The following is a 23,006-nucleotide window of genomic DNA, read 5'->3' on the forward strand; positions in this document are numbered from 1 at the left end:
CGATGGAGCAAACCCGCGTTACGCTCGCCAACGGTATCGAACTGGATGTGGTCGATACCGGCCCCAGGGACGGCGAGGGGCTGGTATTCCTGCACGGCTTCCCCGAAAGCCATCGCACTTGGCGGCACCAGATCGCGCATTTCTCCGACCGATATCGCTGCATTGCGCCCGACCAGCGCGGCTATCGCGGCAGTTCGAAGCCGGCGGAGGTCGCCGCCTACACGCCCGACAAGCTGATCGGCGACATCTTCCAGCTTGCCGATGCGCTGGGGGTGGAGAAGTTCACCGTGGTCGGCCACGACTGGGGCGGCGCGATCGCCTGGGGCACAGCCATCGGCGGCCAGATGACGGGCCGTGTCACCCGCGCGATCATCGCCAATGCGCCCCACCCGCTCGTGTTCCAGCGCCTGCTCTTCACCGACCGGACACAGCGCGAGGCGAGCCAGTACATGCGCGAATTCCGCGATCCGGCGAACGACGCGCTCGTGCGCGAACACGGGCTCGTCGGCATATTGCTGAAAGCGGTGCGCTGGGACCGGCCGAGCGCGATGGAACCGGAAGAGCGCGAAGCGTTGCTCGCCGAGTGGCAGGACCGCGACGCCGCCATGGCGATGCTGAACTGGTATCGCGGCTCGCCCGTGCAGGTCCCCCCGCTGGATGCGCCCTACGAGGTGCCGGCGGACTACACCCCTCCCGCCATCCCCAACCTCGCCATCCCGACGCTGGTCATCTGGGCGATGGACGACCTTGCCCTTCCCGCTGCGAATATCGAGGGGCTGGACGAATTCGTCGACGACCTCACCATCGAGAAAGTCCACGGTTGCGGCCACTTCGTCCCGTGGGAAGCCCCCGACAAGGTCAACTCGGCGATGGAGCGGTTTCTCGGCGACTGATACCGCGACGCGTCCGACGCCCGCCTACGCCTGCCACTCGATCCATTCGCCGTGGGGGTGCGCGGTGGCCAGGTGGGTCCATTCCTCCCCGCCGGGCCAGTACCGGACGGTGAGCTCGTGGCGGTGGGTGTCGCGGTTCGCCTCCAGCGAGACCCATGCCAGCGGGGCGTCGGCCGTGGCTGCGGCGCCGGCGGCTTCCATAAGTTCGGTCACACGGCGGCGCTGGTCTTCGGGCACGTATTGCCACACAACCGAGTGCATGAGCACGCGGGTGACGCCATCCTGCGGTTCCTCCGCCAGCATGGCCTCCACGAAAGCATCGGCGCTCTGGCGCGCGACTTCGGGCGGCATGGTCTGCGCGGCGGCGATGGCGGCGTCCATCCGGGCAAAGCGGGCGTTGAATTCCGGCCAGATATAGGCCCGCAGGCGCAGCGCCTGGGCGGGATCGGTGAGATCCACCGGCGCAATGTCGCATCCGCGCGCGGCCACGATATCCACCCCGGCTTGCGGCGGCGCATCGCCGCGCCACTCCGGTGCGAGCTGCATCGAGGACAGCGACGGCCCCATCGTCGTGCCGCCAAGATCGTAGCGATAGCGCCGCATCATCAGGTTGATGCCCGCGCTCGACCCGATCTCGTTCAACGCGAATTGCGAGGGCAGGCCCTTGTCCGCCAGCCACAACAGCGCGGCGGCATAATTGGCGGACCGGCCCGCCTCGTTCGTTTGCGGGGGACCGTCGAGCCAGACGGGCAGCGTGTAGTCGTGCCGCTCGATAACCTCGGCCAGCAAGTCGGCCACGTCGGTGACGCGCTGGCCGGTGTAAAGCGGCTCCAGCGCCGGCTCCTCGCCCGACAAGTGCAGCGCGTGTAGGCCGCCTGCCAGCCGCAGCGGCAGGGCATCGGCGAGCGGCGGCCCGGCCCAGCGGCGCACGCGCTCCATCGTCGCACCGCCGCGGTCGGTATCGAGCAATGCACGCAGGCCCGCGCACACGCAGGCCGTGATATCGGCCCCGTTGTCGCGGCAATAAGCCACCTGGTTCTCGAACGCGCGGTCGACTGCCTCCGGCCCCGTCGCCTGCGGATCGATTACCTCGTAGCGCTCGCCACCACTTGTGCTGCCTTCACTCATGCACGATTGCCCTTTTCCCTGCCTCACCCTATCTCGCCGCCCATGACCAGCAACAGCCTGACATTCGCAGTGCCCAAGGGGCGCATCCTCGACGATGCGCTGCCGCTGATGGCGCGCGCGGGCGTGGTGCCCGATGCCGCCTTTCACGACAAGGCCAACCGTGCGCTGAGCTTTGCCACCGAAGGCGGCGACATGCGCATCATCCGCGTGCGCGCCTTCGACGTGGCGACATTCGTGGCCCACGGCGCGGCGCAGGTCGGCATCGTGGGATCGGACGTGATCGAGGAATTCGATTATCCGGACCTCTATGCGCCGGTCGATCTCGACATCGGCCACTGCCACCTCGCCGTGGCGGAACCGAAAGGCGGCGCGGCCGACACGAGCGGCGCCAGCCACCTGCGCGTCGCGACCAAGTATCCGAACATCACCAGCCGGTATTTCGAGAAGCGCGGCATCCAGGCCGAATGCGTCAAGCTGAACGGCGCGATGGAACTGGCGCCCTCGCTCGGCCTTGCGGGGCGGATCGTCGACCTCGTCTCCAGCGGGCAGACGCTGAAGGACAACGGCCTGTTCGAAACCGGCCATATCATGGACATTACCGCCCGGCTGATCGTCAACCGCGCCGCGCTGAAGACCGACCCGCGCGTCGGCGCGCTGGTGGAACGGTTCCGGGCCATCGCAAGCGAGAGGAAAGCGGCATGATGCAACGCCTTTCCGCAAGCGATCCCGATTTCGCCAAGCGCTTCGACCGGCTGGTGAAGGACCGCCGCGAATCCGGCGACGACGTGTCGCAGGACGTGCGCAACATCCTCGCCCAGGTCCGCGATGCGGGCGACAGGGCGCTGGAGGACTACACCCAGCGTTTCGACGGCCACTCGCTGACGGCGGACCTTGCCAGCTGGCGGATCACGCCGCGCCAGTGCGAGGCGGCGTGGGACACGCTCGATCCGTCGCTGCGCGATGCCCTCACCCTCGCCGCCGACCGCATCCGCGCCTATCACGAGGCGCAGCTGCCGCAGGACCGCGACTATCGTGACGATGCAGGCGTACGGCTGGGCGCGAAATGGCGGCCGGTCGACGCGGCGGGCCTCTACGTGCCCGGCGGGCGGGCGAGCTATCCCAGCTCGCTGCTGATGAACGCGATCCCGGCAAGGGTTGCCGGGGTGGAGCGGATCGTGGTCGCGACCCCGACGCCCAAGGGCCTCTCGAACGAACTGGTGATGGCCGCGGCACACCTGTGCGGCATCGACGAAATCTGGCGCATCGGCGGCGCGCAGGCCGTGGGCGCGCTCGCCTACGGCACCAGCCGCATCCGCCCGGTCGACGTCATCACCGGCCCCGGCAACGCCTGGGTGGCGGAGGCCAAGCGCCAGCTCTACGGCACCGTGGGCATCGACATGGTCGCCGGCCCCAGCGAAATCCTGGTCATCGCCGACAAGGACAGCGATCCGCGCTGGCTCGCCGCCGACCTCCTCAGCCAGGCGGAGCACGATCCGGCGGCCCAGTCGATCCTCATCACCGACGACACGCTGCTTGCCGGGCTGGTGCAGGACGAAATCGGCATGGAACTTAACCAGCTCGCCACGGAGCGCGTAGCGCGGCAGAGCTGGGACAATCACGGCACGATAATCGTGGTGGAGAGGCTGGCCGACGCCATTCTGCTCGCCAACCGCCTCGCTGCCGAGCACGTGGAGCTTTCGGTTGCCGACCCGGAGCCGTTCCTCGACGGCATCCGCCATGCGGGCAGCATCTTCATCGGCCGGCACACGCCCGAAGCGGTCGGCGATTATGTCGCCGGGCCGAACCACGTGCTGCCGACCGGCCGCCGGGCCCGCTTTTCCAGCGGGCTTTCGGTAACCGACTTCATGAAACGGACCAGTTTCCTCGAAAGCGGGCCCGAAGCGCTGGCCGCCATCGGTCCCGCTGCCGCCCGCCTTGCCCATGCGGAAGGGCTGCCAGCCCATGCCCGCTCGATAGAATTGCGCCTCAAATGACCCAGAACAAACGATCACAGGCCCGCTCTGCCGCCCGCCTCGCCGCCGTGCAGGCGCTGTACCAGATGGACATGGAGAAGACCGCGCTGGCGCGGCTGCTCGACGAATTCCACCAGCACCGGCTGGGCGAAGTCATCGACGACATGGAACTGGCCGAAGCCGAGGTCGAATTCTTCGACGATATCGTGCGCGGCGTGGATGCGCGGCGCGAGGAAATCGACACGCTGCTTGCGGGCTATCTTTCCGAAGGGTGGAGCCTGACGCGCCTCGACCGCACGACGCTGCAGATCCTGCGCTGCGGCGCCTACGAGCTGATGGCCCGCCCCGACGTGCCCACCGGCACTGCGATCGGCGAATATATCGACGTGGCAAAAGCCTTCTTCGAAAACCGCGAGGCGAAGTTCGTCAACGGCGTGCTCGACCGTGTCGGCAAGGCCGTGCGCGCCTAGGTGCCCTCGGCGGAATTCGCCTTTATCGACATGCTCCGGGGCGTGGCCCCGCTCGCCCCGGGCGCCCGCGACCTGCGCGACGATGCCGGCATCATAGAAATCGGCGGCGAAACGCTCGTCGTGACCTGCGACACGCTGGTCGAAGGCGTTCACCTGCTGCCCGACATGGACGAGGCCGACATCGCCTGGCGCCTTGTCGCCGCCAACCTGTCGGACCTGGCGGCGAAAGGCGCGAAACCGCTCGCGGTGCTGGTTAGCCACTCGGTCACGCTGGACGATGCGCGGTTTGCCGCAGGGCTCGTCTCCGCGCTGGGGACTTGCCAGGCCGACGTGCTCGGCGGGGACACGGTGCTCATGCCCGAAGGTGCACCGCGCAGCTTCACCATGACCGCCATCGGCAAGGCGCGGCACTGCCCGGTTCCGGGACGCGACGGAGCCCGCCCCGGCGATGCGATCTTCGTCACCGGCGAAATCGGCGCGGCGATGACCGCGTTCGAGGAATTGTCCCGCGATCGCAGCGCCGCCGCGCGCGCCTATCGCCGGCCCGAAGCGCGCACATATGAAGGCATCGATCTTGCGCCCCATGTCAGCGCGATGATGGACATTTCCGACGGGCTGCTGCTTGACGCGTGGCGCATGGCGCAGGCGAGCCGGGTTTGCCTATCCATCGAGAGCGGCGCGGTCCCGCTGGGCGCGCCCGAACATCGCCGCGCCGAAGCGCTGCGCTGGGGCGACGACTACGAACTGCTCTTCACCGCGCCTGCGGATTTCACCTCGGAATGGCCCATCCACCGCATCGGCACGGTCGAGGCGGGATCGGGCATCTCGTTGGATGGAGAGGTTTTCGAGCGCCCCGACGGCCTCGGCTATCAGCACGGCGCCTAGAGCGCCGAACAGTCCACGCCGCGTTTCTGCAGGATCGGCTTGAGCGCGAAATACGCCTCTTTGGTGCGGTGGTTCGGGATACCGGGATAGAGGTGGTGGATGAGATGGGTTTCCATCCCCATGCTCATCGTGTGGCCCAGCCTGCTCTTGAAGATGCGCGTGGTGTCATAACGGCTGGTGTTGCCTTCGCGCGGGTGGTGCGGCGCCCAGCTGAGGTAGAAACGAATGTAGCTGAGGCCGACATGGCGCGGCAGCCACCAGACCGCGGCGGCCACCAGCGCATAGCCGTTCCACGCCAGGGTGAAGAGCGTCGCCATGAAGAACAGCTGCAGCAGCAACGTGTCCTTCAGCGCCTTCTTCGCCTCCGGCGTGCCCATGCCGGCGAGGATACGCTTGTAGTGGTGGATCGAACCGTCGACGCCCGGCTGGCGGTTGTACCACGTCTTGTACCAGGCCCACGCCGCGCTCGGCGCCTCGTCGGTATAGTCCGGGTCCTTTTCGGGGTCGTTGCAGTGGTAGTGATGCTCGAGGTGCATCAGCCGCGCCATCGAGAACGGGAAGACGATCGGGATCGTCGAAACCTTGCCGACCCATTCGTTGACCCAGCGGTATTTCGTATTCGGCCGCGCGATGTTGGAATGCATCGCCTCGTGACTGGTGACATAGCCGCCGGTCGCCAGAACGCAGGCGACGATGCAGGCGAGCCAGAGCGGCACGATGCCCAGCATGGTGAGCGGGAACAGGCTGACCCACAGCGCAAAGCCGCCCCACGCCGCAACGACATAGGGCCACATCCGCCCGCTATGGAATTCCTTGGCGATGGCGCGTTCCTGCTTCAGCAGGTCGACCCGCGTGTGCTTGTCGAGATCGTCCCCGCCGCGCAGCGCAAGGCCGGCGACTTCCGCTTCGACGTCGGCGGTGAACGCCTCGTCCGCATAGCCCGGCTGCCGGATCGTATCCATCACAGCCACCGCCCGCGGATGTTCGCGACGAGGCCCCAGGTGCCGCCGAACAGCAGGCCGAAGGCGATGGCGCTCAACCCGAACGGGCCGGAATAGCCGAAGCGTTCCAGCAGCTGCGCGGTCAGCGGGGCGATGAAGCCGATCCCGAACAGGAACGGCATGATCGCCATGAGTTTCTTTGCGGCCCCTTCCATGACGGTTAAGATAATGGAAACCATCGCAGCCCGCAAGAAACCTCGCATCGCTAACGATTTGGGTTAATGTCCCGATGCTGGATCGCGCGCGCAGCCGGGCGGAGAATGCATGCGGGCGGACTGTGGGAAACCGGCGGTTTGCGGGGCTTGCGCCGCCCCCGCCTTTGCTTATACCCCTTGCCCCAACGCCCCCCGCTTTCACGAGGGGGCTTTTCACATCAATGTGATCTGGGAGAGGGGAACAACCCGATGATATTCGTTTACACAGCGATCGCGCTGGGTGTGCTGGCCGTGCTTTACGGCTTCGTCACCAGCCGACAGGTGCTCGGGGCCGGTGCCGGCAACGAGCGGATGCAGGAAATTGCCGGCGCGATCCAGGAAGGCGCGCAGGCCTATCTCAACCGCCAGTACACCACCATTGCCATCGTCGGCGTGGTCGTGGCCGTCCTCGTCGGCGTATTCCTGGGCGTCATCCCGGCCGTCGGCTTCCTGATCGGCGCCGTGCTGTCGGGCGTGGCGGGCTACATCGGGATGAACATCTCGGTCCGCTCCAACGTCCGCACCGCGGCTGCCGCGCAAAGCGGGCTGCAGCAGGGCCTGACCATCGCGTTTCGCGCAGGGGCCATCACCGGGATGCTGGTCGCCGGCCTCGCGCTGCTGGCCATTGCTGTGTTCTTCCTCGTCCTGATCGGGCCGATGACGCTGGCACCCAACAGCCGCGAAGTGGTCGACGGGCTCGTCGGCCTTGCCTTCGGCGCCTCGCTCATCTCGATCTTCGCGCGCCTCGGCGGCGGCATCTTCACCAAGGCCGCAGACGTCGGCGCCGACCTGGTCGGCAAGGTCGAAGCGGGCATTCCCGAAGACGATCCGCGCAACCCGGCCGTGATTGCCGATAACGTGGGCGACAACGTCGGCGACTGCGCCGGCATGGCCGCCGACCTTTTCGAAACCTATGTCGTGACCGTCGGCGCCACCATGGTGCTGACCGCGCTGCTGCTGACCGATCTCGGTGACCAGCTGCTGCCGCTGATGGCGCTGCCCCTGCTGATCGGCGGTGCCTGCATCGTCACCAGCATCATCGGCACCTATTTCGTCCGCCTCGGCGGCGGGACCAACGTGATGGGCGCGATGTACAAGGGCTTCATCGTTACCGCCGTGCTCGCGATTCCGCTTATCTACCTCGTCACCAACTGGGCGCTCGGCGACATGACCACGCCCATCGGCGGCGGCGAGAACCTGGGCAATGTCGACCCCGGCGCGCCGCTGGCAGAGGAAGGCACCGCCGCCCTCGCCAGCTTCACCGGCATGGACCTGTTCTGGTGCGCGATGCTGGGCCTCGTCATCACGGGCCTGATCATCTGGATCACCGAATACTACACCGGCACCAACTATCGCCCGGTGAAGTCCATCGCCAAGGCATCGGAAACGGGCCACGGGACCAACGTGATCCAGGGCCTTGCCATCAGCCTTGAATCGACCGCGCTGCCGACCATCGTGATCGTGGCCGGCATCATCATCTCGTTCCAGCTCGCAGGTCTCATGGGCATCGCCTATGCGGCCACCGCGATGCTGGCGCTGGCCGGCATGGTCGTGGCGCTCGACGCTTACGGTCCGGTGACGGACAATGCCGGCGGGATCGCCGAAATGGCCGGGCTGGACGACAGCGTCCGCGAACGGACCGACCTGCTCGACGCCGTGGGCAACACCACCAAGGCCGTGACCAAGGGCTATGCCATCGGTTCGGCCGGTCTTGCCGCACTGGTGCTATTCGCCGCCTACACCACCGACCTGGCGCAGTTCTTCCCCGATGCCGACGTCGATTTCTCACTCGAGAACCCCTACGTCATCGTTGGGCTGCTGCTGGGTGCATTGCTGCCCTACCTGTTCGGCGCGATGGGCATGACGGCAGTGGGCCGCGCCGCAGGCGATGTGGTTAAGGACGTGCGCGAACAGTTCGCGGGCGACCCGGGCATCATGGCAGGCACCAGCCGTCCCAACTATGCCCGCACCGTGGACCTCGTCACCAAGGCTGCGATCAAGGAAATGATCGTGCCGTCGATGCTGCCGGTGCTGGCACCGATCGTGGTCTATTTCGCGATCCTCGCCATTGCCGGGCAGGAAAGTGCCTTTGCGGCGCTGGGCGCCCTGCTCCTGGGCGTGATCGTGGGCGGCCTGTTCGTGGCCCTGTCCATGACCGCCGGCGGCGGCGCTTGGGACAACGCCAAGAAGTACATCGAGGACGGCAACCACGGCGGCAAGGGCAGCGATGCCCACCACGCCGCGGTGACGGGCGACACGGTCGGCGATCCATACAAGGATACCGCCGGCCCCGCCGTGAACCCGATGATCAAGATCACCAACATCGTGGCGCTGCTGCTGCTCGCCGCGCTGGCCCACGGCTGATCGAAACGCCCAAATCGGGCAAGCCAAGGCCCCGTCCGGTTCGCGCCGGGCGGGGCCTTCGCATTTGGGGCGTTAACGATTGCAGCGGCCCCCGTCCGGTTCGGGGACGCGGATTATACGGTTAAACCTTGCTTCGGCTTTCCCTGCTAGGCGCCAATTGCGGCAATGTCGCCGCGGGGCAAACAGGGGCAGTCTTGGCCAGCAGGGCTCTCGATATCCACGCAGATGCGAACCCGCAGCCGGTGGTGGCGCCGCGCTTCGAGATGTGTGCGCGGTCTGTTGCCGAGGTAGACAATGCGGAGTGGGACGCGCTGGCAGCACTGGCCGCAGAACCCAACCCCTTCGCCGAAAGCTGGTACCTGCGCCCGGCCATCGAAGCGCTTGGCCGGGCGGGATCGGTCCGCCTGCTATGCCTCTATAACGATGGCACGCTGTGCGGCCTGCTGCCGGTGAAACACCGGGCGTTTTACTGGCGCTATCCCCTTCCCCACCTCGCCGGGTGGTTGCACGGCAACGCATTCCTCGGCTCACCGCTGGTCGCCCGCGGCTGCGAGAAAGCCTTCTGGCGCGCGCTGCTCGCATGGGCGGACGAGCACGCCGGCGCGGCGCTGTTCCTGCACCTGCGCGACATGCCGCTCGGCACCACGCTCTCCCGCGCGCTCGAAGCGGTCGCGGAAGAGCAGGCGCGCCCCTGCGCCATCGTCCACCGCCACGAGCGCGCCATCCTGCAGCACGGCCTGACACCGCAGGCGCATTGGGAGCAGTCGCTGAACGGCAAGAAGCGCAAGGAACTGCGCCGCCAGGCCAAGCGCCTGTCCGAAGAAGGCGCGCTGGAATTCACTCGCCGTACCGATGCGGAAGGCCTCGCCAGCTGGACCCGCGATTTCCTCGACCTGGAAGCGCGCGGCTGGAAGGGCAAGCGCGGCAACCCGATGGGCAGCGATCCGCGCACAGCCGCGCTGTTCGCACAGGCGCTGGAAGGCGCGGCGCGGCGCGGACGGCTGGAGCGCCTCGCCCTCACTCTCGATGGCAAGCCCATCGCCATGCTGGCAAACTTCCTCACCCCGCCCGGCGCCTTCGCCTACAAGACCGCCTTCGACGAGGATTACGCCCGCTTCAGCCCCGGCGTACTGCTGCAGCAGCACAACCTCGCCCTGCTGGAGCGCGAGGATATCGCCTGGTGCGACAGCTGCGCGGCCGAGGACCATCCCATGATCGACAAGCTTTGGCCCGACCGCCGCGCCATCGGCCGCTACTCCGTCGCCATCGGCGGACCGCGCCGCCGCGCGCTCTTCGCCCGCCTGCTAGCCCGGGAAACCGCCGCATGACCGAGATGACCGCCCTCTCCGCCTCGACCACGCTCTCCGCCGCGACGGTGTTCGACGCCGCCGCCCGCAGCCGCTTTGCCGCGCATTATCCGGAACAGCCGCACATCCTCTCCCACGGTTTGCGCGACCATCCGCTCCTCGCCCTCGATGCGCTGGCGGAGCTTGCCGGCCAGATCCCCGCACGCTCGATCGAATACAATCGCGGCGACCTGCCCATCGGCGTGGACGGGAAGCCGGGCGCGACCGGCCTCTCGATTGCGGAGACCATCCGCACAATCCACGATGCAGGCAGCTGGGCGGTGCTGAAGAACGTGGAGCAGGTGCCCGAATATGCCGCGCTGCTGCACGATCTGCTGGGCGAATTGCGTCCCGCCATCGAGGCAAGGACCGGCGCGATGCTGACGCCGCAAGCCTTCGTCTTCATCTCCAGCCCGAACGCGGTGACGCCCTATCACTTCGATCCGGAGCACAATATCCTGCTGCAGCTCGAAGGCACCAAGGCGATGACCCAGTTCCCCGCCGGCGATACCGGCTTCGCGCCCGATACGGTGCACGAGGCCTATCACACCGGCGGACCGCGCGAACTGACATGGAGCGACGACATGCTGCCCCACGGCACCGAATTCGCCCTGTCGCCCGGCGACGCGCTGTTCGTGCCGGTCATGGCACCGCATTTCGTGCGGAATGGCCCGGCGTCCTCGATCAGCCTGTCGATCACCTGGCGCAGCGAGTGGAGCTATGCCGAAAGCGAGGCGCGCGCTTTCAACGCCGTGCTGCGCCGCATCGGCCTGCGCCCCGCAGCACCGGGCCGCTGGCCGCATGCCAACCGCGCCAAGTCGCTCGGGTGGAAGGTCCTGCGAAAGGCGCGCTTGACCGGATAGGCCTGCCCCGCCATCGCAGCGCGCGATGACCGACAGCACTCCCCCTGAAGAGCTCGTGGCGCGGCTGATGCGCCTGTTCACGCTGACCGACGAAGGCGACGACGTATTCACCGCGCCGCGCAAGGGCGACGGCATCGGCCGCGTCTTCGGCGGGCAGGTGATCGCGCAGGCGCTCGCTGCGGCCGAAAGCACCGTGGCGGAAGATCGCCACGCCCACTCGCTCCACGCATATTTCCTGCGCGGCGGCAGCGAGGAGCACGACATCACGCTGAAGGTGGACCGCCAGTTCGACGGCGGCAGCTTCTCCAACCGCCGCGTCGTCGCCCTGCAACCGGGCGGCGAGAATGGCGAATTGCGCCCGATCCTGAACCTGGCGGCGAGTTTCCAGAAACAGCAGGCCGGTCTTCACCACCAGTTGCCGCAGATGCCGGACGTGCCCGGACCGGACGAGCTGGAAAGCGAGGACGCAGCCCGGCGCGCGATCGCGGAAAAGGTCGACGGCCCGTTCAAGCGGATCCTGTTGCAGGAACGCCCGATAGAGATCCGCCCGGTCGGTGAACGGCACTGGGAGCGCACCGGCCCCGCCGAGCCGATCCAGCACGCATGGTTCCGGGTCAAGGCCCCGCTACCCGACGATCCGCGCCTCCACCGCGCGGCGCTCGCGTGGCTCTCGGACATGCAGCTGCTCGGCACCAGCGCGCTGCCGCACGGCCTCAGCTGGGCACGCGGTGAGCTGAAGAGCGCCAGCCTCGACCATGCGATCTGGTTCCACGAACCTTTCCGCGCCGACGAATGGCTGCTCTATTCGACCGACAGCCCCTGGACCGGCGGATCGCGCGGCTTCAACCGCGGTAGCATTTTCGCCGCCAAAGGAAGATTGGTCGCCAGCGTCGCGCAAGAGGGCATGATCCGGGACGCGCGGGGGTAAGTTTGTCAACCGAGGAAGAGCAAGCCTCCTTAAGAAGGGCGTGACGGTCCATAATAGGACCGTCACGCAGGCAGGTCATTCCTTGATGCAGGTGATGATCGCCTTGTTGTCGCCGGTGACGACATACATCGTGGTGCCTGCCGGACACTCGGCGACTGTCACTTCGGGCGACGACACCGTTTCGGGTGCAGTAGCGGTAGGTTCTGATCCGCCACTCACTTCTGCGATTTCAGCGACTGCAAGATCGATGATCATTTTCATTTCAAGTTTCCTTTCGAATGCCGTGATTGGCCACTGCAATATCCGGAAACTTTAGGCGGTAAGAAATCCGACTTGTGTTCTAAGCCGTTGTAACTAGAATGTTTTATCTAGCTAATCTGCACAAATTGCGGAACGACGAAACTCTGAGACGCAGAGTGAATTGTTGCGCGGCGTCGCCAGTAATCGCAAGCAGCGTGACGTCCACTCACCCACCCGCGTGGTAGAAATCGTAGACCTTCCGCGCCACGCCTTCACTGATGCCGGGGGTGCGCATCAGGTCTTCGAGGCTGGCGGCGCGGACTTTTCCGGCGGTGCCGAAATTCAGCAGCAGGGCTCGCTTTCGTGACGGGCCGATCCCGGGGATTTCGTCGAGCGGCGATGCGCTGATCGCACGGCTGCGTTTGGCGCGGTGGGCGCCGATGGCGAAGCGGTGGACCTCGTCGCGCAGGGTCTGCAGGAAGAACAGCACCGGCGAATTGGTCGGCAGCGTCTTTTCGCGCCCGTCGGGAAAATGAAACACCTCGCGCCCCTCGCGCCCATGATGCGGGCCCTTGGCGATGCCGACCACGGCCAGCCGGTCCGCGATGCCCAGCTCCTCCAGCACGGCCATTACGCTGGAGACCTGCCCCTTGCCGCCGTCGATCAGCAGCAGGTCGGGCCAGATCGTCTCGTGGCTGTTCGCCTTGCCTTCCTCGCCGTCCGGGTTCTCCGCAAGGTTGCGGAAGCGCCGCCGCATCACCTCGCGCATCATGCCGAAATCGTCGTTCGTCTGCGCGGTCTTGATGTTGAACTTGCGGTACTGGCCCTTCTCCAGCCCTTCCGGCGAAGCGACGACCATCGCACCCAGCGCCTTGTCGCCCTGGATATGGCTGTTGTCGTAGATCTCGACGCGCTGGGGGGCCTCTTCCAGCTCGAGGAATTCGGCCATTTCCCGCCAGGTCTTCGCCCGCGTGCCGCTTTCCGCCAGCCGCCGGTCGAGCGCTTCCACCGCGTTGCGCTGCGCCTGTTCCATCAGCCGCCGGCGGTCCCCGCGCTGGGGCACGCTGATATCCACCTTGTGCCCGGCGCTGGCGCAGAACGCCTCGGCCAGCAGCTCGCCTTCTTCCAGCGCCCGGTCGACGAGAATGGTGCGCGGCGGCGGCACCTCTTCGTAAAACTGGGTCAGCACGTCGGCGAGCACTTCGGCAAGGTCGATGTCGCCGGTGTTGCGGGGGAAGAAGGCCCGGTGCCCCCAGTTCTGCCCGCCGCGAATGAAGAAGGCCTGCACCGCGATGCTGCCGCCCTTATCCGCCAGCGCGAAGACGTCGGCATCGCCCACGCCCGCCGCATTCACCGCCTGCGACCCCTGGATGAAGGTCGCCGCGCGCAGCCGGTCGCGCAGCATGGCCGCGGTTTCGAAGTCCAGGTCCTGCGCGGCCTTCGCCATCTGCGTTTCGATCTTGGCCTGCACCTTGCCCGACTTGCCGGCGAGGAAATCCTTCGCCTCGCCCACCAGCTCGGCATAGCCCGCCTCGTCGATCCGGCCGACGCAGGGCGCGCTGCAGCGCTTGATCTGGTAAAGCAGGCACGGCCGGTCGCGGTTGTTGAAGAAGCTGTCGGTGCAGCTGCGCAAAAGGAACAGTTTCTGCAGTGCATTCAGCGTCTTGTTGACCGAGCCTGCGCTTGCGAAGGGCCCGTAGTAATTGCCCTTCGCCCGGCGCGCGCCGCGATGCTTCATGATGCGCGGGAAATCGTGGTCGGCGCGTAAAAGGATGAAAGGGAAGCTCTTGTCGTCGCGCAGCAGAACGTTGAACGGCGGGCGGAAGCGCTTGATGAACTGCGCTTCCAGCAGCAGCGCCTCCGCTTCCGAATTGGTGGTGACGATTTCCATCGCCCGCGTCTGGCCGATCATGCGGACGAGGCGGTTGGATAGTCCCTTGGGCTGGGTGTAGTTCGCCACCCGCGCCTTCAGGCTGCGCGCCTTGCCGACGTAGAGGACATCGCCCCGCGTATCGAGCATACGGTAGACGCCGGGCTTGGGCTTCAGCGTCTTCACCACCTCGCGGATGGCCTTGACCCCGGTTTCGAGGTCGGGCTTCGCGCCCGCGACGGTGTAGGTCGCGCGTTCTTCGTTGAACCGTTCCTTGCCACGCGGATCGTGGGGAGAGCCTGCCGGGGTGCGCGCCATCGCGCCTATATAGGCGGTGTCGCCGCCCCGTCACCACCGCGCGGAATTTCCTTGCGTTAATCGACAATTTACGCGGCTGTAGCAGCGTGGAAGAGCAGCGGCAGTTTCGCCGCCGGAGGGGAGTTTTCCATGCCAGCATTTCGCCTTGCGGCCGCCGCCTGCGCCGCCGCCGCCCTTGCCACCCCGGCCGCCGCGATGGCGGAAGACTGGTGGTACGTCACCGACGACGGGTCGACGATCGGCTATATCGATGTCGACAGCGTTTCCGGATCGCAGGCGAACCGGGCCGCGCTGATCCTGATCGCCCAGCACGACGGGTCCGGGCTGGAATTCATGGAAGCGGAGATCATCCTCCATTGCGACACGCGCGAATGGAAGCTGTATTCGATGACCGTGATCGACGGATACGGCAGCGTGGTCGCATCCGAAGTGCTCGACCTGCCGCCAGAGCCCATTCGCGATGGATCTCCCGGCGCCGACTACGAAGCCTTCATGTGTAACGGCGACAAGTCCGGCATGGCGGACATAGGGGATCCCTATGCCAAATCCGCCGAACTGATGGGCTGATCGCCGCTCAGGCGTCGCGAAGGTCGACAAGCCGGCCTGCGCTTCCCATCTGGAGCGCATGACACAGCTTTCCGTCCTCGACCTCGTCCCCATCCGCGAAGGCGGCACCTTGCCGCAAGCCTACGCCTCGGCCGCCTCGCTGGCGAAGGTGGCGGAGGATGCGGGTTACAAGCGGTTCTGGGTGGCGGAACACCATGCGATGGAGGGCATCGCGGGCGGCGCGGCCAGCGTCGTGCTGGCGCATGTCGGCCACGCCACCAGCACCATCCGTATCGGTTCGGGCGGGATCATGTTGCCCAACCACAACCCCTTCGTGATCGCGGAGCAGTTCGGCACGCTCGACGCGCTGTTTCCGGGCCGGATCGACCTGGGACTGGGCCGGGCGCCGGGCGCGGACGGTCGCATCCAGCGTGCCTTTCGCAAGAACCTGGGCCACGCTGCACAGGATTTCCCGCAGGACGTGCAGGAACTGCGCGCCTACTTTGCCGGCCATCCCGACGTCGGCCTGCGCCCGACGCCGGGCTTCGGTGCCGATATCGAGATGTGGATGCTCGGCAGCAGCCTGTTCGGCGCGCAGCTCGCCGCTGCGCTCGGGTTGCCCTATGCCTTCGCCGCCCACTTCGCGCCCGACCACCTGGACGAGGCGCTGGCGGTCTATCGCCGCAATTTCCAGCCGTCCGAGACGCTGGACAGGCCACACGTGATGGTGGCGATGAATGTGTTCGCGGCCGAAACCGACGAGGCCGCGCAGACGCTCTCGACCAGCCAGCTGCAGGCCTTCGTCCGCCTGCGCACCGGCACACCGGGCAAGCTGCCGCCGCCGGTCGCGAATTACCGCGACACGCTCGATCCCATGGCGCGGCGGATGCTCGACCATGTGAGCCAGGCGAGCGCCGTCGGCAGCCCTGCCACGGTGCGCGAACAGGTCGAGGCTTTCGTTGCGCGCACGCAGGCGGACGAAATCATCGTCGCCGGCGCGACATACGATCCCGAAGCGCGCGAAAAATCGCTCAGGCTAACCGCCGAAGCGCTGGCCGCTTTCGAACCGGCGTGAGCGCCCGTTACGACGCGATCGTGCTTGGCGCGGGCGCGGCCGGGCTGATGTGCGCCGCACGCGCCGGCCAGCGGGGCAAGCGCGTGCTGGTGCTCGAAAAATCCGACCGGCCGGGGAAGAAAATCCTCATTTCCGGCGGCGGGCGGTGCAATTTCACCAACCGCGGCGCGGGGCCGGCGAACTATCTTTCCGCCAATCCGCATTTCGCGAAGTCGGCGCTCGCCCGCTACACCGCGCAGGACTTCGTCGAGCTCGTCGAAAGCTACGGCATCGCCTATCACGAAAAGACGCTCGGCCAGTTGTTCTGCGACGGACGCGCGCAGGCGATCGTCGACATGCTGCTGGCCGAATGCGCCAAGGGCGAGGGCGAAATCCGTTGCGGCGAAGAAGTGGCCGGAGTTGCCCATGGGGAAGGTTTCACGGTCACCACCGGGGCGGCGAGCTACCGTGCGGACAGTCTCGTGATCGCCACCGGAGGGCCGTCAATCCCGAAGATGGGCGCGACCGGCATCGCCTATGACCTTGCGCGGCAATTCGGCCTCAAGGTGGTCGAGCCGCGCCCCGCACTCGTCCCGCTGACGCTGGGGGGCGAGGACATCTTGTTCCGCGACCTTTCCGGCGTATCCGCCGACGTGGAAGCCCGCGCGGGCAAGGCCGCGTTCCGCGAGGCGGCGCTGTTCACCCACCGCGGCCTCAGTGGACCGGCGATCCTGCAGGCGAGCAGCTACTGGAAACACGGCGAGCCGGTGACCGTGAACCTGCTGCCGGACCATGCCGAAGGCTGGCTACTGGACGCGAAAAGCGCCCAGCCCCGCGCCACGTTGCGCAGCCTGCTTCGCGACGCGCTGCCGCAGCGCCTGGCCGATACGCTGGCGGAGCGGCTGGGGATCGAGGGCGATCTGGGCAACACCGGCGACAAGGCCTTGCGCGCCGCGGAGGACCGCCTGCGCCGCTGGACCTTCCTCCCCAACGGCACCGAAGGCTTTGCGAAGGCGGAGGTGACCGCCGGGGGCATCTCCACCGCCGAACTTTCCTCCCGGACGATGGAAGCGAAGAGGCACCCCGGCCTGTACGCCATCGGCGAAGCGGTGGACGTCACCGGCTGGCTCGGCGGGTACAATTTCCAGTGGGCCTGGGCCAGCGGTGTCGCGGCGGGCGAGGCACTGTAAGGCACGGATATCCGCGCCTTTGACGGGAGCGGCAAGTTGACCGGGCACCGCCCTCTGCTAGCTTCCCCCGCTTGAGCCCGCGGAAAAGCGGGCCGCGCGGGAGATATACATGCGCCAATTGCAGGGCATGGACGCCAGTTTCGTGGCGATGGAAACGCCGACCTCGCCGATGCACATCGGCTCCATCCTCATCTACAACCCTGCCACCGCGCCCGGCGGCTTCGTCCGTTTCAAGGACATCCTCGCCTTTTTCGAAAGCCGGATGCAGCTGTCACGCACGATCCGCCAGCGCATGGTCCGCGTGCCGTTCGACCTCGATTATCCGTACTGGATCGAGGACCCGAATTTCGACCTCGAATACCACGTCCGCCATATCGCCCTGCCCAAGCCGGGCGACTGGCGGCAATTGTGCATCCAGGCCGCGCGCATCTTCGCCCGCCCACTCGACCTGACGCGCCCGCCGTGGGAATTCACGGTGGTGGAAGGGCTCGACGGTGTCGAAGGCGTGCCCAAGGGCAGCTATGCGATGGTGACCAAGGTCCACCATGCTGCGATCGACGGGATGAGCGGGGTCGACCTGCTGGAAGCGATGCACACGCTGGTGCCGGACGCGCCGCCGCCCGACACGCCCGACACGTGGAAGCCGGAAAAGATTCCCGGCCCCGCCGAATTGCTCGCCAAGAGCTACGTCGGGGCGATCACCAATCCGATGAAGCAGCTGGAAGTGGCCGCAAAGGCGATGCCGGGCATGGCCAATGCGCTGAAAGGCGCGGTGCAAAAGGACTTCAAGCTGGAGCGTGACCTGATCCCGCCCGGCACCCGCTTCAACCGCAAGATTTCCGCCAGCCGCGTCGTCGAGGGGATCAGCGTGCCGCTGGCCGACATCAAGGCGATCCGCGCCCTTGCGCCAGGTAGCAAGGTCAACGACGTCTTCCTCGCCATCGTCGGTGGGGGCCTGCGCCGGTATTTGCTTGCGAAGGACGATCTGCCCAAGCGGACGATGACGGCGATGGCGCCGATCTCGGTCCGCGCGAAGGACGAGAAGGGCGACATGGGCAACCAGGTCGCCGCCATGATCGCACCGCTCGGCACGCATATCGAAGACCCGGTGGAGCGGCTGCAATACTGCCACGCGCAAACGGTCAATTCCAAGGCGATGACCGACGCGATGGGCGCCCGCAACATGACCGAAATTAGCAAGGTCTCCCCCGCCCTGTTCATGGCGCTGGGCGCGCGGCTCTACACCCAGCTGGGCCTCGCGAACCGGGTGAAGATGCCGTATAATACGGTGGTGACCAACGTGCCGGGCCCGCCGGTGCCGATCTATTCGAGCGGGGCGAAGCTCGAAAGCCAGATGGGCCTCATCTGCCTCGCCGACGGGCTCGGCCTCGCCCACACGGTCCAATCCTATGTCGACGAGGCGACGATCGCCTTCACCGCCTGCCGCGACCTGCTGCCCGATCCCGAATTCTATGCGGGCTGCATCCGCGAGAGTTTCGAGGAACTGCGCGACCTTGCCGCGAGTAACGGTGGGGCCAAGGCAGATGGGAAGCCCGCAAGGAAGGCTCCGGCGAAGAAGAAGCCTGCCGCCAAGAAAGCGGCAGCGAAGAAGGCCGCAGCGAAGAAAAAGGCGCCGGCGAAAAAGCCGCGCGCGAAGAAAGGGACGCAAACCGCATGACCGCCACCACGATGACCGAAGAGCTCGCTGCGCGTCCGCCGAGCCCGCTGTTCGCGCTGACCGAACCGGCCCGCGCGATGTTCGAAGTCGCCAGTTTCTACGCCATGCGCCCGTTTTATTCCGCCCTTCCGTCGGGCGACGGGCACGGGGTGCTGGTGCTGCCGGGCTTCATGGCGAGCGATTTTTCCACCGCCCCGCTCCGCCGCCTGCTGCTGGACCTCGGCTATGACGCTGCCGGCTGGGACCTCGGCCGCAACGTCCGCGTGGACAATGCGCGGGTCGAGGCGATGAGCGGCTGCCTCGATGCGCTCTACCGGCGCAACGAAGGGCGCAAGGTCTCCATCGTCGGCTGGAGCCTGGGCGGAGTATTCGCGCGCGAACTGGCCAAGATGCACCCGGACAAGGTCCGCAGCGTCATCAGCATGGGCAGCCCGATCAGCGACGACCGCGGCCATTCCAACGCCGCGCGCCTGTTCGAAATGCTCAACGGCAAGGAGCCTGAACCGCTGCGCAACGGCCGCTTCACCGGGCTGGGCAAGGCGCCGCCGGTTCCGACCACCTCGATCCTGACCAAGAGCGACGGCGTGGTCCACTGGCGCGGATCGGTGCAGAAGCCGGAAAAGGATACCGAGAATATCGAGGTCGTTGCCAGCCACATCGGCCTGGGGGTCAACCCGGCGGCGATCTATGCCATCGCCGACCGGCTGGCCCAGCCCGAAGGCGAATGGAAGCCCTTCGCGCCCGAAGGCATCCCGGCCATGTTCTTCCCGAAAACGATCAACTGATCAGAAGAACAGCTTGCGGAATTCGATCCCGAGATAACGCCCGACCGGATCGATCAGGAACGGCTGGTAGGCGATGGGCACATCGCCGTTGCCGTCCGTGACGCGGCGGCGCGTGTCGAAGATGTTGTCCGCCCGCAGGGAAACCCGCGCGCCTTTCCAGATGCCTTCGTTGTCGATGACTTCGCCGAGATCCGCGAACAGGCGTACGTCGAAGGTGGCAAGATCGCCGAAGAAAAGATCGGTCGAACCGGGCGCGCCGGTGCCGAGCACCGTGCTCGCGCCCGAGTAGCGGCCGGACAGTCGCAAGCCGAGGCCATCGCGGAACGCGCCTGCCTCCAGCGAGGCGGAACCGCGCGGATTGCCGCTGCTGCCGACCGCATCGCCATCCAGCAGGTCGAGCAGCGGGCCGCCCTCTGCAATCAGGATCTCGTTCGTCAGCTCGTAATTATAGGTCAGATTGACGAAATAGCGCCCCCGCCCGTCGCCCCCGCCGAACATGCCGCCACCGCGTCGGCCTCCGCCGCTGCTACGCTGGCCGCCGCCAGATGCCTGCTGTTGCCCGCCGCCCGTCTCCCGGCTGCAAATCATGGTACGGAATTGCGCCACGCGCTCGAAATCGACCGTGCCGTCATCCTTGCGGAACCGTGCCAGGAAGCCTGCCGCCTGCTGCGGATCGAAGCCTTCGCCCATCTCGGCGATCGCGGCCTCGTCACCGTCCACCGCGGCCACGAAGCGGCGGATGAAATCCATCCCGTCTTCGGCACAAACCTTCGTGCGGAATTCCATGAAGCGGGCGCGCTGTTCGTCGCTCATGCCGGGAGGGCCGCCAGCGCCGCCCGGCCCACTCTGTCCGCCCGGCCCGCCACGAGGCCGGGCGCCTTCGGGACGGCCGGAGCCCTCGCCCGCAGCGGCAGGCCTTCCGCCGGGTCGTCCGCCGGCGCCCTCGGGCGGGCCACCCTGCGGCCGCGCTTCGCCGAAGCTGCCGCGCACAGTCAGGCCGAAGGCCAGCCGGCTCGCATCCTGCCGCGCATAGGTGACCGGACGGCTGTCGAGCGCCACCAGCTCGCCGAATGCGTTGCGCTGGACACGGCCGGGAAACGCCGCCTCGATCTCCGGCGTCAGAAAGGGGAAGGACGCGGTGACATTGCGCGAGGAATTGTCGAAGTACTCGACGTTGAGGCGCGCATCGTCCCAGAACCAGGGCTGCCAGTTGGCGCTGAATTTCCAGTCGCGCTGGGTCTCGGCCAGAAGGTCGGGATTGCCGCCGCTGGTCATCGTGACGAGCGAGGTCGTGTTAATCGCGAAATCGTAGACCGGCACGTTGAACGTATCGACCTGCGCCGCGCCCAACTGGGTCAGGCCGGGGGCCTGCTCGGCATAGGTGTAGCTCGCGCCCAGCGTCAGGTTCTCGAAGATGCCCCACGTCAGGCCCGCGTTATAATCGCCCAGCGTGCCGAAGTCGGAGACATCCTCAACCCCGGCGGACAGGTTGAGCGCCAAATCGCCCAGTGCACCCCACGCAAAGTCGCGCTCCGCAATCGGGATGGTCACGTTGACGCCCGCGTTGAGATTGCGGCGCGACAGGTCGGTGTCGCGTGCGGTCCGGCTGTCCTGGCTTTCGACGCGGGTCCAGTCGCCGCCCAGGTCGAAGGTCGTCGAAACCTCGCCGGCAGGTAGCACCAGCGGCGTGCCGCGGAAGGTCGCCTTGCCGTTCAGCCCGGTGTCCTGCGTGCGCGACAAGGCGGTTGCGGCGCCCAGCGGATCGGCCGGGTCGGGGCGCAGGTCGATTTCGCTCTCGTTCTCGCCGCGGCGGATGTCGAGCGTCAGCGCGGTGTCCCAGTCGCCGAGCAGCGTATTGAGCGCGCCGCCGTAGGACAGCGTATCGCTGCGGGTGCGGCGGTCGAGCGGGTCGACAGTGCCATCCGCCTCCACCAGCCGGACGCCCGACAGCGTGCGCCCTTCCTCGCGCAGGTAGGTGGTGTTGGTGCTGAGCGTGGTGACCCCTTCGCCGATGCGGGCGGTGTAATTGCCCGTCAGCTCGAATTCCGTCAGTTCGCCCACCAGCGTGCGGAAATCGCCCGTGTCGACGCCCGGGAATGCCGTGCCGCCGGCTTGCAGGACGCTGCGGTCCGCCTCGGTCAGGTCGGTGCGGTGTTCGTATTCGCTGCTGATGTTGAGCCGGCCGTTCTCGCCCAGCCGCAGCAGCGTGCCTTCCACGCCCGTGCGATTGAACCCGCCTGCAGACGGCTGGCGGTAATCGACCTCGATCTCGCGGCTGGAGTAGTTCTCCTTCATGATGAAGTTGATCACCCGCCGGTCGGGCGGGAAGCCGTAACGCTGGGCCACTTCTTCGGGAAGGACTTCGACCCGTTCGATGGCTTCGGGCGGATAGCTGCGAAATTCGCGGAAGGACGAAACGCGCAGGCCGTTGACCAGGAAGACCGGTTGCCCGCCCCCGCCACGCCCGCGGGCGGAGCTGGTCTGCGGCGACAGCTGCTGGACGAGATCGGCGATCGAGCTGGCGCCGTAGGCAGCGATATCCGCCTCGTCCAGTTCGATGATCGGCGCTTCGGGCGCATTGATCTGGCCGCGCAGCGACCGCCCGATGACAAGGATTTCGTCGCCCTCCACCGGCGCTTCCGCATCCGGGACATCGGCATCCTGCGCGACCGGAGGCGGCGCATCCTGCGCAGCGGCGACGGCGGGCAGGGCAAGCAGGGAAACGGCGATCGCGCCGAGCGAGGGGGTCCAGAATGTCATGGCAGCGCTAGTGGGTCCGGCATGATCGGCAAACAAGCCGCAAAGTGTATCAATCGCTGCCAATGGTCGACGAGCGACTTGGTTGCATGGCTGCGGGCCCGCTCTGGGCGACTCAGGCCCGCCCGACCGGCCCTCCGGAACCGTCCGATCCCCTCGCCGCTTCCCTTTTTGCTCTGCGCCCGCTAAAGGCCCCCGCGCGGCGGGAATTTCCCCGCAACCTGCACTTAATTCTGAAGAAAGCGACCGAACCGGATCATGGCCAAAGAAGAACTCCTCGAAATGCGCGGGAAAGTGACCGAACTTCTCCCCAACGCCATGTTTCGGGTGGAGCTGGAAAACGGCCACATGATCATCGGCCACACCGCCGGCAAGATGCGCAAGAACCGCATCCGCGTGCTGACGGGCGACGATGTGCTGGTGGAACTTACGCCCTACGACCTGACCAAGGGGCGCATCACCTATCGCTTCATGCCCGGGCGCGGCGGCCCCGGCCCGCAGTCGGCCCCGCCGGCCTGACCAC

Annotated in this window: 21 protein-coding genes; 15 read left to right on the forward strand and 6 right to left on the reverse strand. The window is 66.9% G+C overall.

Annotated elements, in window-relative coordinates:
• The first annotated feature begins 2 nt into the window (after positions 1 to 2).
• A complete protein-coding gene (locus VCJ71_RS05865) occupies positions 3 to 893 on the forward strand; it encodes an alpha/beta fold hydrolase (RefSeq protein WP_324639763.1) in 891 nt (296 codons plus the stop codon).
• Positions 894 to 917: 24 nt separating this feature from the next.
• On the opposite strand, the gene VCJ71_RS05870 is transcribed toward VCJ71_RS05865, so the two are convergent.
• Positions 918 to 2,021, reverse strand: coding sequence for a DUF2332 domain-containing protein (locus tag VCJ71_RS05870; RefSeq protein WP_324639764.1), 1,104 nt, complete (start codon positions 2,019 to 2,021; stop codon positions 918 to 920).
• A gap of 42 nt (positions 2,022 to 2,063) precedes the next feature.
• Here VCJ71_RS05870 and hisG point away from each other — a divergent pair, with 42 nt between their 5' ends.
• From hisG to thiL, 4 genes are read left to right on the forward strand one after another with little or no spacing between them, the layout of a single operon-like run.
• Positions 2,064 to 2,723, forward strand: a complete 660-nt coding sequence (hisG, locus tag VCJ71_RS05875) for an ATP phosphoribosyltransferase (protein ID WP_324639765.1) — start codon at positions 2,064 to 2,066, stop codon at positions 2,721 to 2,723.
• Entirely contained in the window at positions 2,723 to 4,015 is a 1,293-nt protein-coding gene (hisD, locus tag VCJ71_RS05880; protein ID WP_324640884.1) for a histidinol dehydrogenase, read from the forward strand. Before hisG ends, hisD begins: the two co-directional genes overlap by 1 nt.
• On the forward strand, positions 4,012 to 4,464 hold the full coding sequence (gene nusB / locus VCJ71_RS05885) for a transcription antitermination factor NusB (protein WP_324639766.1): 453 nt from the start codon (positions 4,012 to 4,014) through the stop codon (positions 4,462 to 4,464). The genes hisD and nusB overlap by 4 nt, the downstream gene beginning before the upstream one ends.
• Positions 4,465 to 5,349, forward strand: a complete 885-nt coding sequence (gene thiL, locus VCJ71_RS05890) for a thiamine-phosphate kinase (protein ID WP_324639767.1) — start codon at positions 4,465 to 4,467, stop codon at positions 5,347 to 5,349.
• Here the strand turns inward: thiL and VCJ71_RS05895 are convergent.
• Positions 5,346 to 6,311, reverse strand: coding sequence for a fatty acid desaturase (locus tag VCJ71_RS05895; RefSeq protein ID WP_324640885.1), 966 nt, complete (start codon positions 6,309 to 6,311; stop codon positions 5,346 to 5,348). The two genes, thiL and VCJ71_RS05895, sit on opposite strands and share 4 nt — an antisense overlap.
• A complete protein-coding gene (locus tag VCJ71_RS05900) occupies positions 6,311 to 6,505 on the reverse strand; it encodes a hypothetical protein (RefSeq protein ID WP_324639768.1) in 195 nt (64 codons plus the stop codon). The genes VCJ71_RS05895 and VCJ71_RS05900 overlap by 1 nt, the downstream gene beginning before the upstream one ends.
• A 249-nt stretch (positions 6,506 to 6,754) precedes the next feature.
• On the opposite strand from VCJ71_RS05900, the gene VCJ71_RS05905 reads away from it, so the two are divergent.
• From VCJ71_RS05905 to VCJ71_RS05920, 4 genes are all read left to right on the forward strand, one after another.
• A complete protein-coding gene (locus VCJ71_RS05905; RefSeq protein ID WP_324639769.1) occupies positions 6,755 to 8,908 on the forward strand; it encodes a sodium-translocating pyrophosphatase in 2,154 nt (717 codons plus the stop codon).
• A 194-nt stretch (positions 8,909 to 9,102) separates the two neighbouring features.
• A complete protein-coding gene (locus tag VCJ71_RS05910; RefSeq protein ID WP_324639770.1) occupies positions 9,103 to 10,236 on the forward strand; it encodes a GNAT family N-acetyltransferase in 1,134 nt (377 codons plus the stop codon).
• Positions 10,233 to 11,117 carry a cupin-like domain-containing protein gene (locus tag VCJ71_RS05915; protein WP_324639771.1) on the forward strand — a complete coding sequence of 295 codons (885 nt, stop codon included), beginning with the start codon at positions 10,233 to 10,235 and terminating at the stop codon, positions 11,115 to 11,117. Before VCJ71_RS05910 ends, VCJ71_RS05915 begins: the two co-directional genes overlap by 4 nt.
• Before the next feature lie 25 nt (positions 11,118 to 11,142).
• Positions 11,143 to 12,045 carry an acyl-CoA thioesterase gene (locus VCJ71_RS05920; RefSeq protein ID WP_324639772.1) on the forward strand — a complete coding sequence of 301 codons (903 nt, stop codon included), beginning with the start codon at positions 11,143 to 11,145 and terminating at the stop codon, positions 12,043 to 12,045.
• A gap of 75 nt (positions 12,046 to 12,120) precedes the next feature.
• Here the strand turns inward: VCJ71_RS05920 and VCJ71_RS05925 are convergent, their stop codons facing one another.
• Positions 12,121 to 12,306, reverse strand: coding sequence for a hypothetical protein (locus VCJ71_RS05925; protein WP_324639773.1), 186 nt, complete (start codon positions 12,304 to 12,306; stop codon positions 12,121 to 12,123).
• Between the two features lie 205 nt (positions 12,307 to 12,511).
• Positions 12,512 to 14,473 carry an excinuclease ABC subunit UvrC gene (uvrC, locus tag VCJ71_RS05930; RefSeq protein WP_324639774.1) on the reverse strand — a complete coding sequence of 654 codons (1,962 nt, stop codon included), beginning with the start codon at positions 14,471 to 14,473 and terminating at the stop codon, positions 12,512 to 12,514.
• A gap of 129 nt (positions 14,474 to 14,602) precedes the next feature.
• Between uvrC and VCJ71_RS05935 the strand changes: the two genes are divergently transcribed.
• From VCJ71_RS05935 to VCJ71_RS05955, 5 genes are all read left to right on the forward strand, one after another.
• A complete protein-coding gene (locus tag VCJ71_RS05935; protein WP_324639775.1) occupies positions 14,603 to 15,040 on the forward strand; it encodes a hypothetical protein in 438 nt (145 codons plus the stop codon).
• Positions 15,041 to 15,098: 58 nt separating this feature from the next.
• A complete protein-coding gene (locus tag VCJ71_RS05940) occupies positions 15,099 to 16,094 on the forward strand; it encodes an LLM class flavin-dependent oxidoreductase (RefSeq protein WP_324639776.1) in 996 nt (331 codons plus the stop codon).
• On the forward strand, positions 16,091 to 17,263 hold the full coding sequence (locus tag VCJ71_RS05945; protein ID WP_324639777.1) for a BaiN/RdsA family NAD(P)/FAD-dependent oxidoreductase: 1,173 nt from the start codon (positions 16,091 to 16,093) through the stop codon (positions 17,261 to 17,263). The genes VCJ71_RS05940 and VCJ71_RS05945 overlap by 4 nt, the downstream gene beginning before the upstream one ends.
• A 109-nt stretch (positions 17,264 to 17,372) precedes the next feature.
• Positions 17,373 to 18,941 carry a WS/DGAT/MGAT family O-acyltransferase gene (locus VCJ71_RS05950; RefSeq protein WP_324639778.1) on the forward strand — a complete coding sequence of 523 codons (1,569 nt, stop codon included), beginning with the start codon at positions 17,373 to 17,375 and terminating at the stop codon, positions 18,939 to 18,941.
• Positions 18,938 to 19,726: an alpha/beta hydrolase gene (locus VCJ71_RS05955; protein WP_324639779.1), complete on the forward strand. Its 789-nt coding sequence runs from the start codon at positions 18,938 to 18,940 to the stop codon at positions 19,724 to 19,726. Before VCJ71_RS05950 ends, VCJ71_RS05955 begins: the two co-directional genes overlap by 4 nt.
• Here VCJ71_RS05955 and VCJ71_RS05960 read toward each other — a convergent pair whose 3' ends face one another.
• Positions 19,727 to 22,486 (reverse strand): TonB-dependent receptor plug domain-containing protein, encoded by a 2,760-nt coding sequence (locus tag VCJ71_RS05960; protein ID WP_324639780.1) that lies wholly within the window; start codon positions 22,484 to 22,486, stop codon positions 19,727 to 19,729. It abuts the gene before it with no gap.
• A gap of 255 nt (positions 22,487 to 22,741) precedes the next feature.
• Between VCJ71_RS05960 and infA the strand changes: the two genes are divergently transcribed.
• The gene (gene infA / locus VCJ71_RS05965) at positions 22,742 to 23,002 is read left to right on the forward strand and encodes a translation initiation factor IF-1 (RefSeq protein WP_290135767.1); all 261 of its coding nucleotides are present in this window, start codon (positions 22,742 to 22,744) and stop codon (positions 23,000 to 23,002) included.
• The last annotated feature ends 4 nt before the right edge of the window (positions 23,003 to 23,006 follow it).

It is taken from the genome of Pseudoblastomonas aquimaris, assembly GCF_035481675.1.
Lineage (GTDB): Bacteria > Pseudomonadota > Alphaproteobacteria > Sphingomonadales > Sphingomonadaceae > Alteriqipengyuania_B.

Coding starts and splice junctions, on each gene's coding strand:
- nusB (WP_324639766.1), top strand. CDS start 4,012: ATGACCCAGAACAAACGATCACAGGCCCGCTCTGCCGCCCGCCTCGCC.
- VCJ71_RS05920 (WP_324639772.1), top strand. CDS start 11,143: ATGACCGACAGCACTCCCCCTGAAGAGCTCGTGGCGCGGCTGATGCGC.
- VCJ71_RS05915 (WP_324639771.1), top strand. CDS start 10,233: ATGACCGAGATGACCGCCCTCTCCGCCTCGACCACGCTCTCCGCCGCG.
- VCJ71_RS05960 (WP_324639780.1), bottom strand. CDS start 22,486: ATGACATTCTGGACCCCCTCGCTCGGCGCGATCGCCGTTTCCCTGCTT.
- VCJ71_RS05950 (WP_324639778.1), top strand. CDS start 17,373: ATGCGCCAATTGCAGGGCATGGACGCCAGTTTCGTGGCGATGGAAACG.
- hisD (WP_324640884.1), top strand. CDS start 2,723: ATGCAACGCCTTTCCGCAAGCGATCCCGATTTCGCCAAGCGCTTCGAC.
- VCJ71_RS05940 (WP_324639776.1), top strand. CDS start 15,099: ATGACACAGCTTTCCGTCCTCGACCTCGTCCCCATCCGCGAAGGCGGC.
- VCJ71_RS05900 (WP_324639768.1), bottom strand. CDS start 6,505: ATGGAAGGGGCCGCAAAGAAACTCATGGCGATCATGCCGTTCCTGTTC.
- VCJ71_RS05865 (WP_324639763.1), top strand. CDS start 3: ATGGAGCAAACCCGCGTTACGCTCGCCAACGGTATCGAACTGGATGTG.
- uvrC (WP_324639774.1), bottom strand. CDS start 14,473: ATGGCGCGCACCCCGGCAGGCTCTCCCCACGATCCGCGTGGCAAGGAA.
- infA (WP_290135767.1), top strand. CDS start 22,742: ATGGCCAAAGAAGAACTCCTCGAAATGCGCGGGAAAGTGACCGAACTT.
- VCJ71_RS05870 (WP_324639764.1), bottom strand. CDS start 2,021: ATGAGTGAAGGCAGCACAAGTGGTGGCGAGCGCTACGAGGTAATCGAT.
- VCJ71_RS05895 (WP_324640885.1), bottom strand. CDS start 6,311: ATGGATACGATCCGGCAGCCGGGCTATGCGGACGAGGCGTTCACCGCC.
- VCJ71_RS05905 (WP_324639769.1), top strand. CDS start 6,755: ATGATATTCGTTTACACAGCGATCGCGCTGGGTGTGCTGGCCGTGCTT.
- VCJ71_RS05955 (WP_324639779.1), top strand. CDS start 18,938: ATGACCGCCACCACGATGACCGAAGAGCTCGCTGCGCGTCCGCCGAGC.
- hisG (WP_324639765.1), top strand. CDS start 2,064: ATGACCAGCAACAGCCTGACATTCGCAGTGCCCAAGGGGCGCATCCTC.
- VCJ71_RS05925 (WP_324639773.1), bottom strand. CDS start 12,306: ATGAAAATGATCATCGATCTTGCAGTCGCTGAAATCGCAGAAGTGAGT.
- VCJ71_RS05935 (WP_324639775.1), top strand. CDS start 14,603: ATGCCAGCATTTCGCCTTGCGGCCGCCGCCTGCGCCGCCGCCGCCCTT.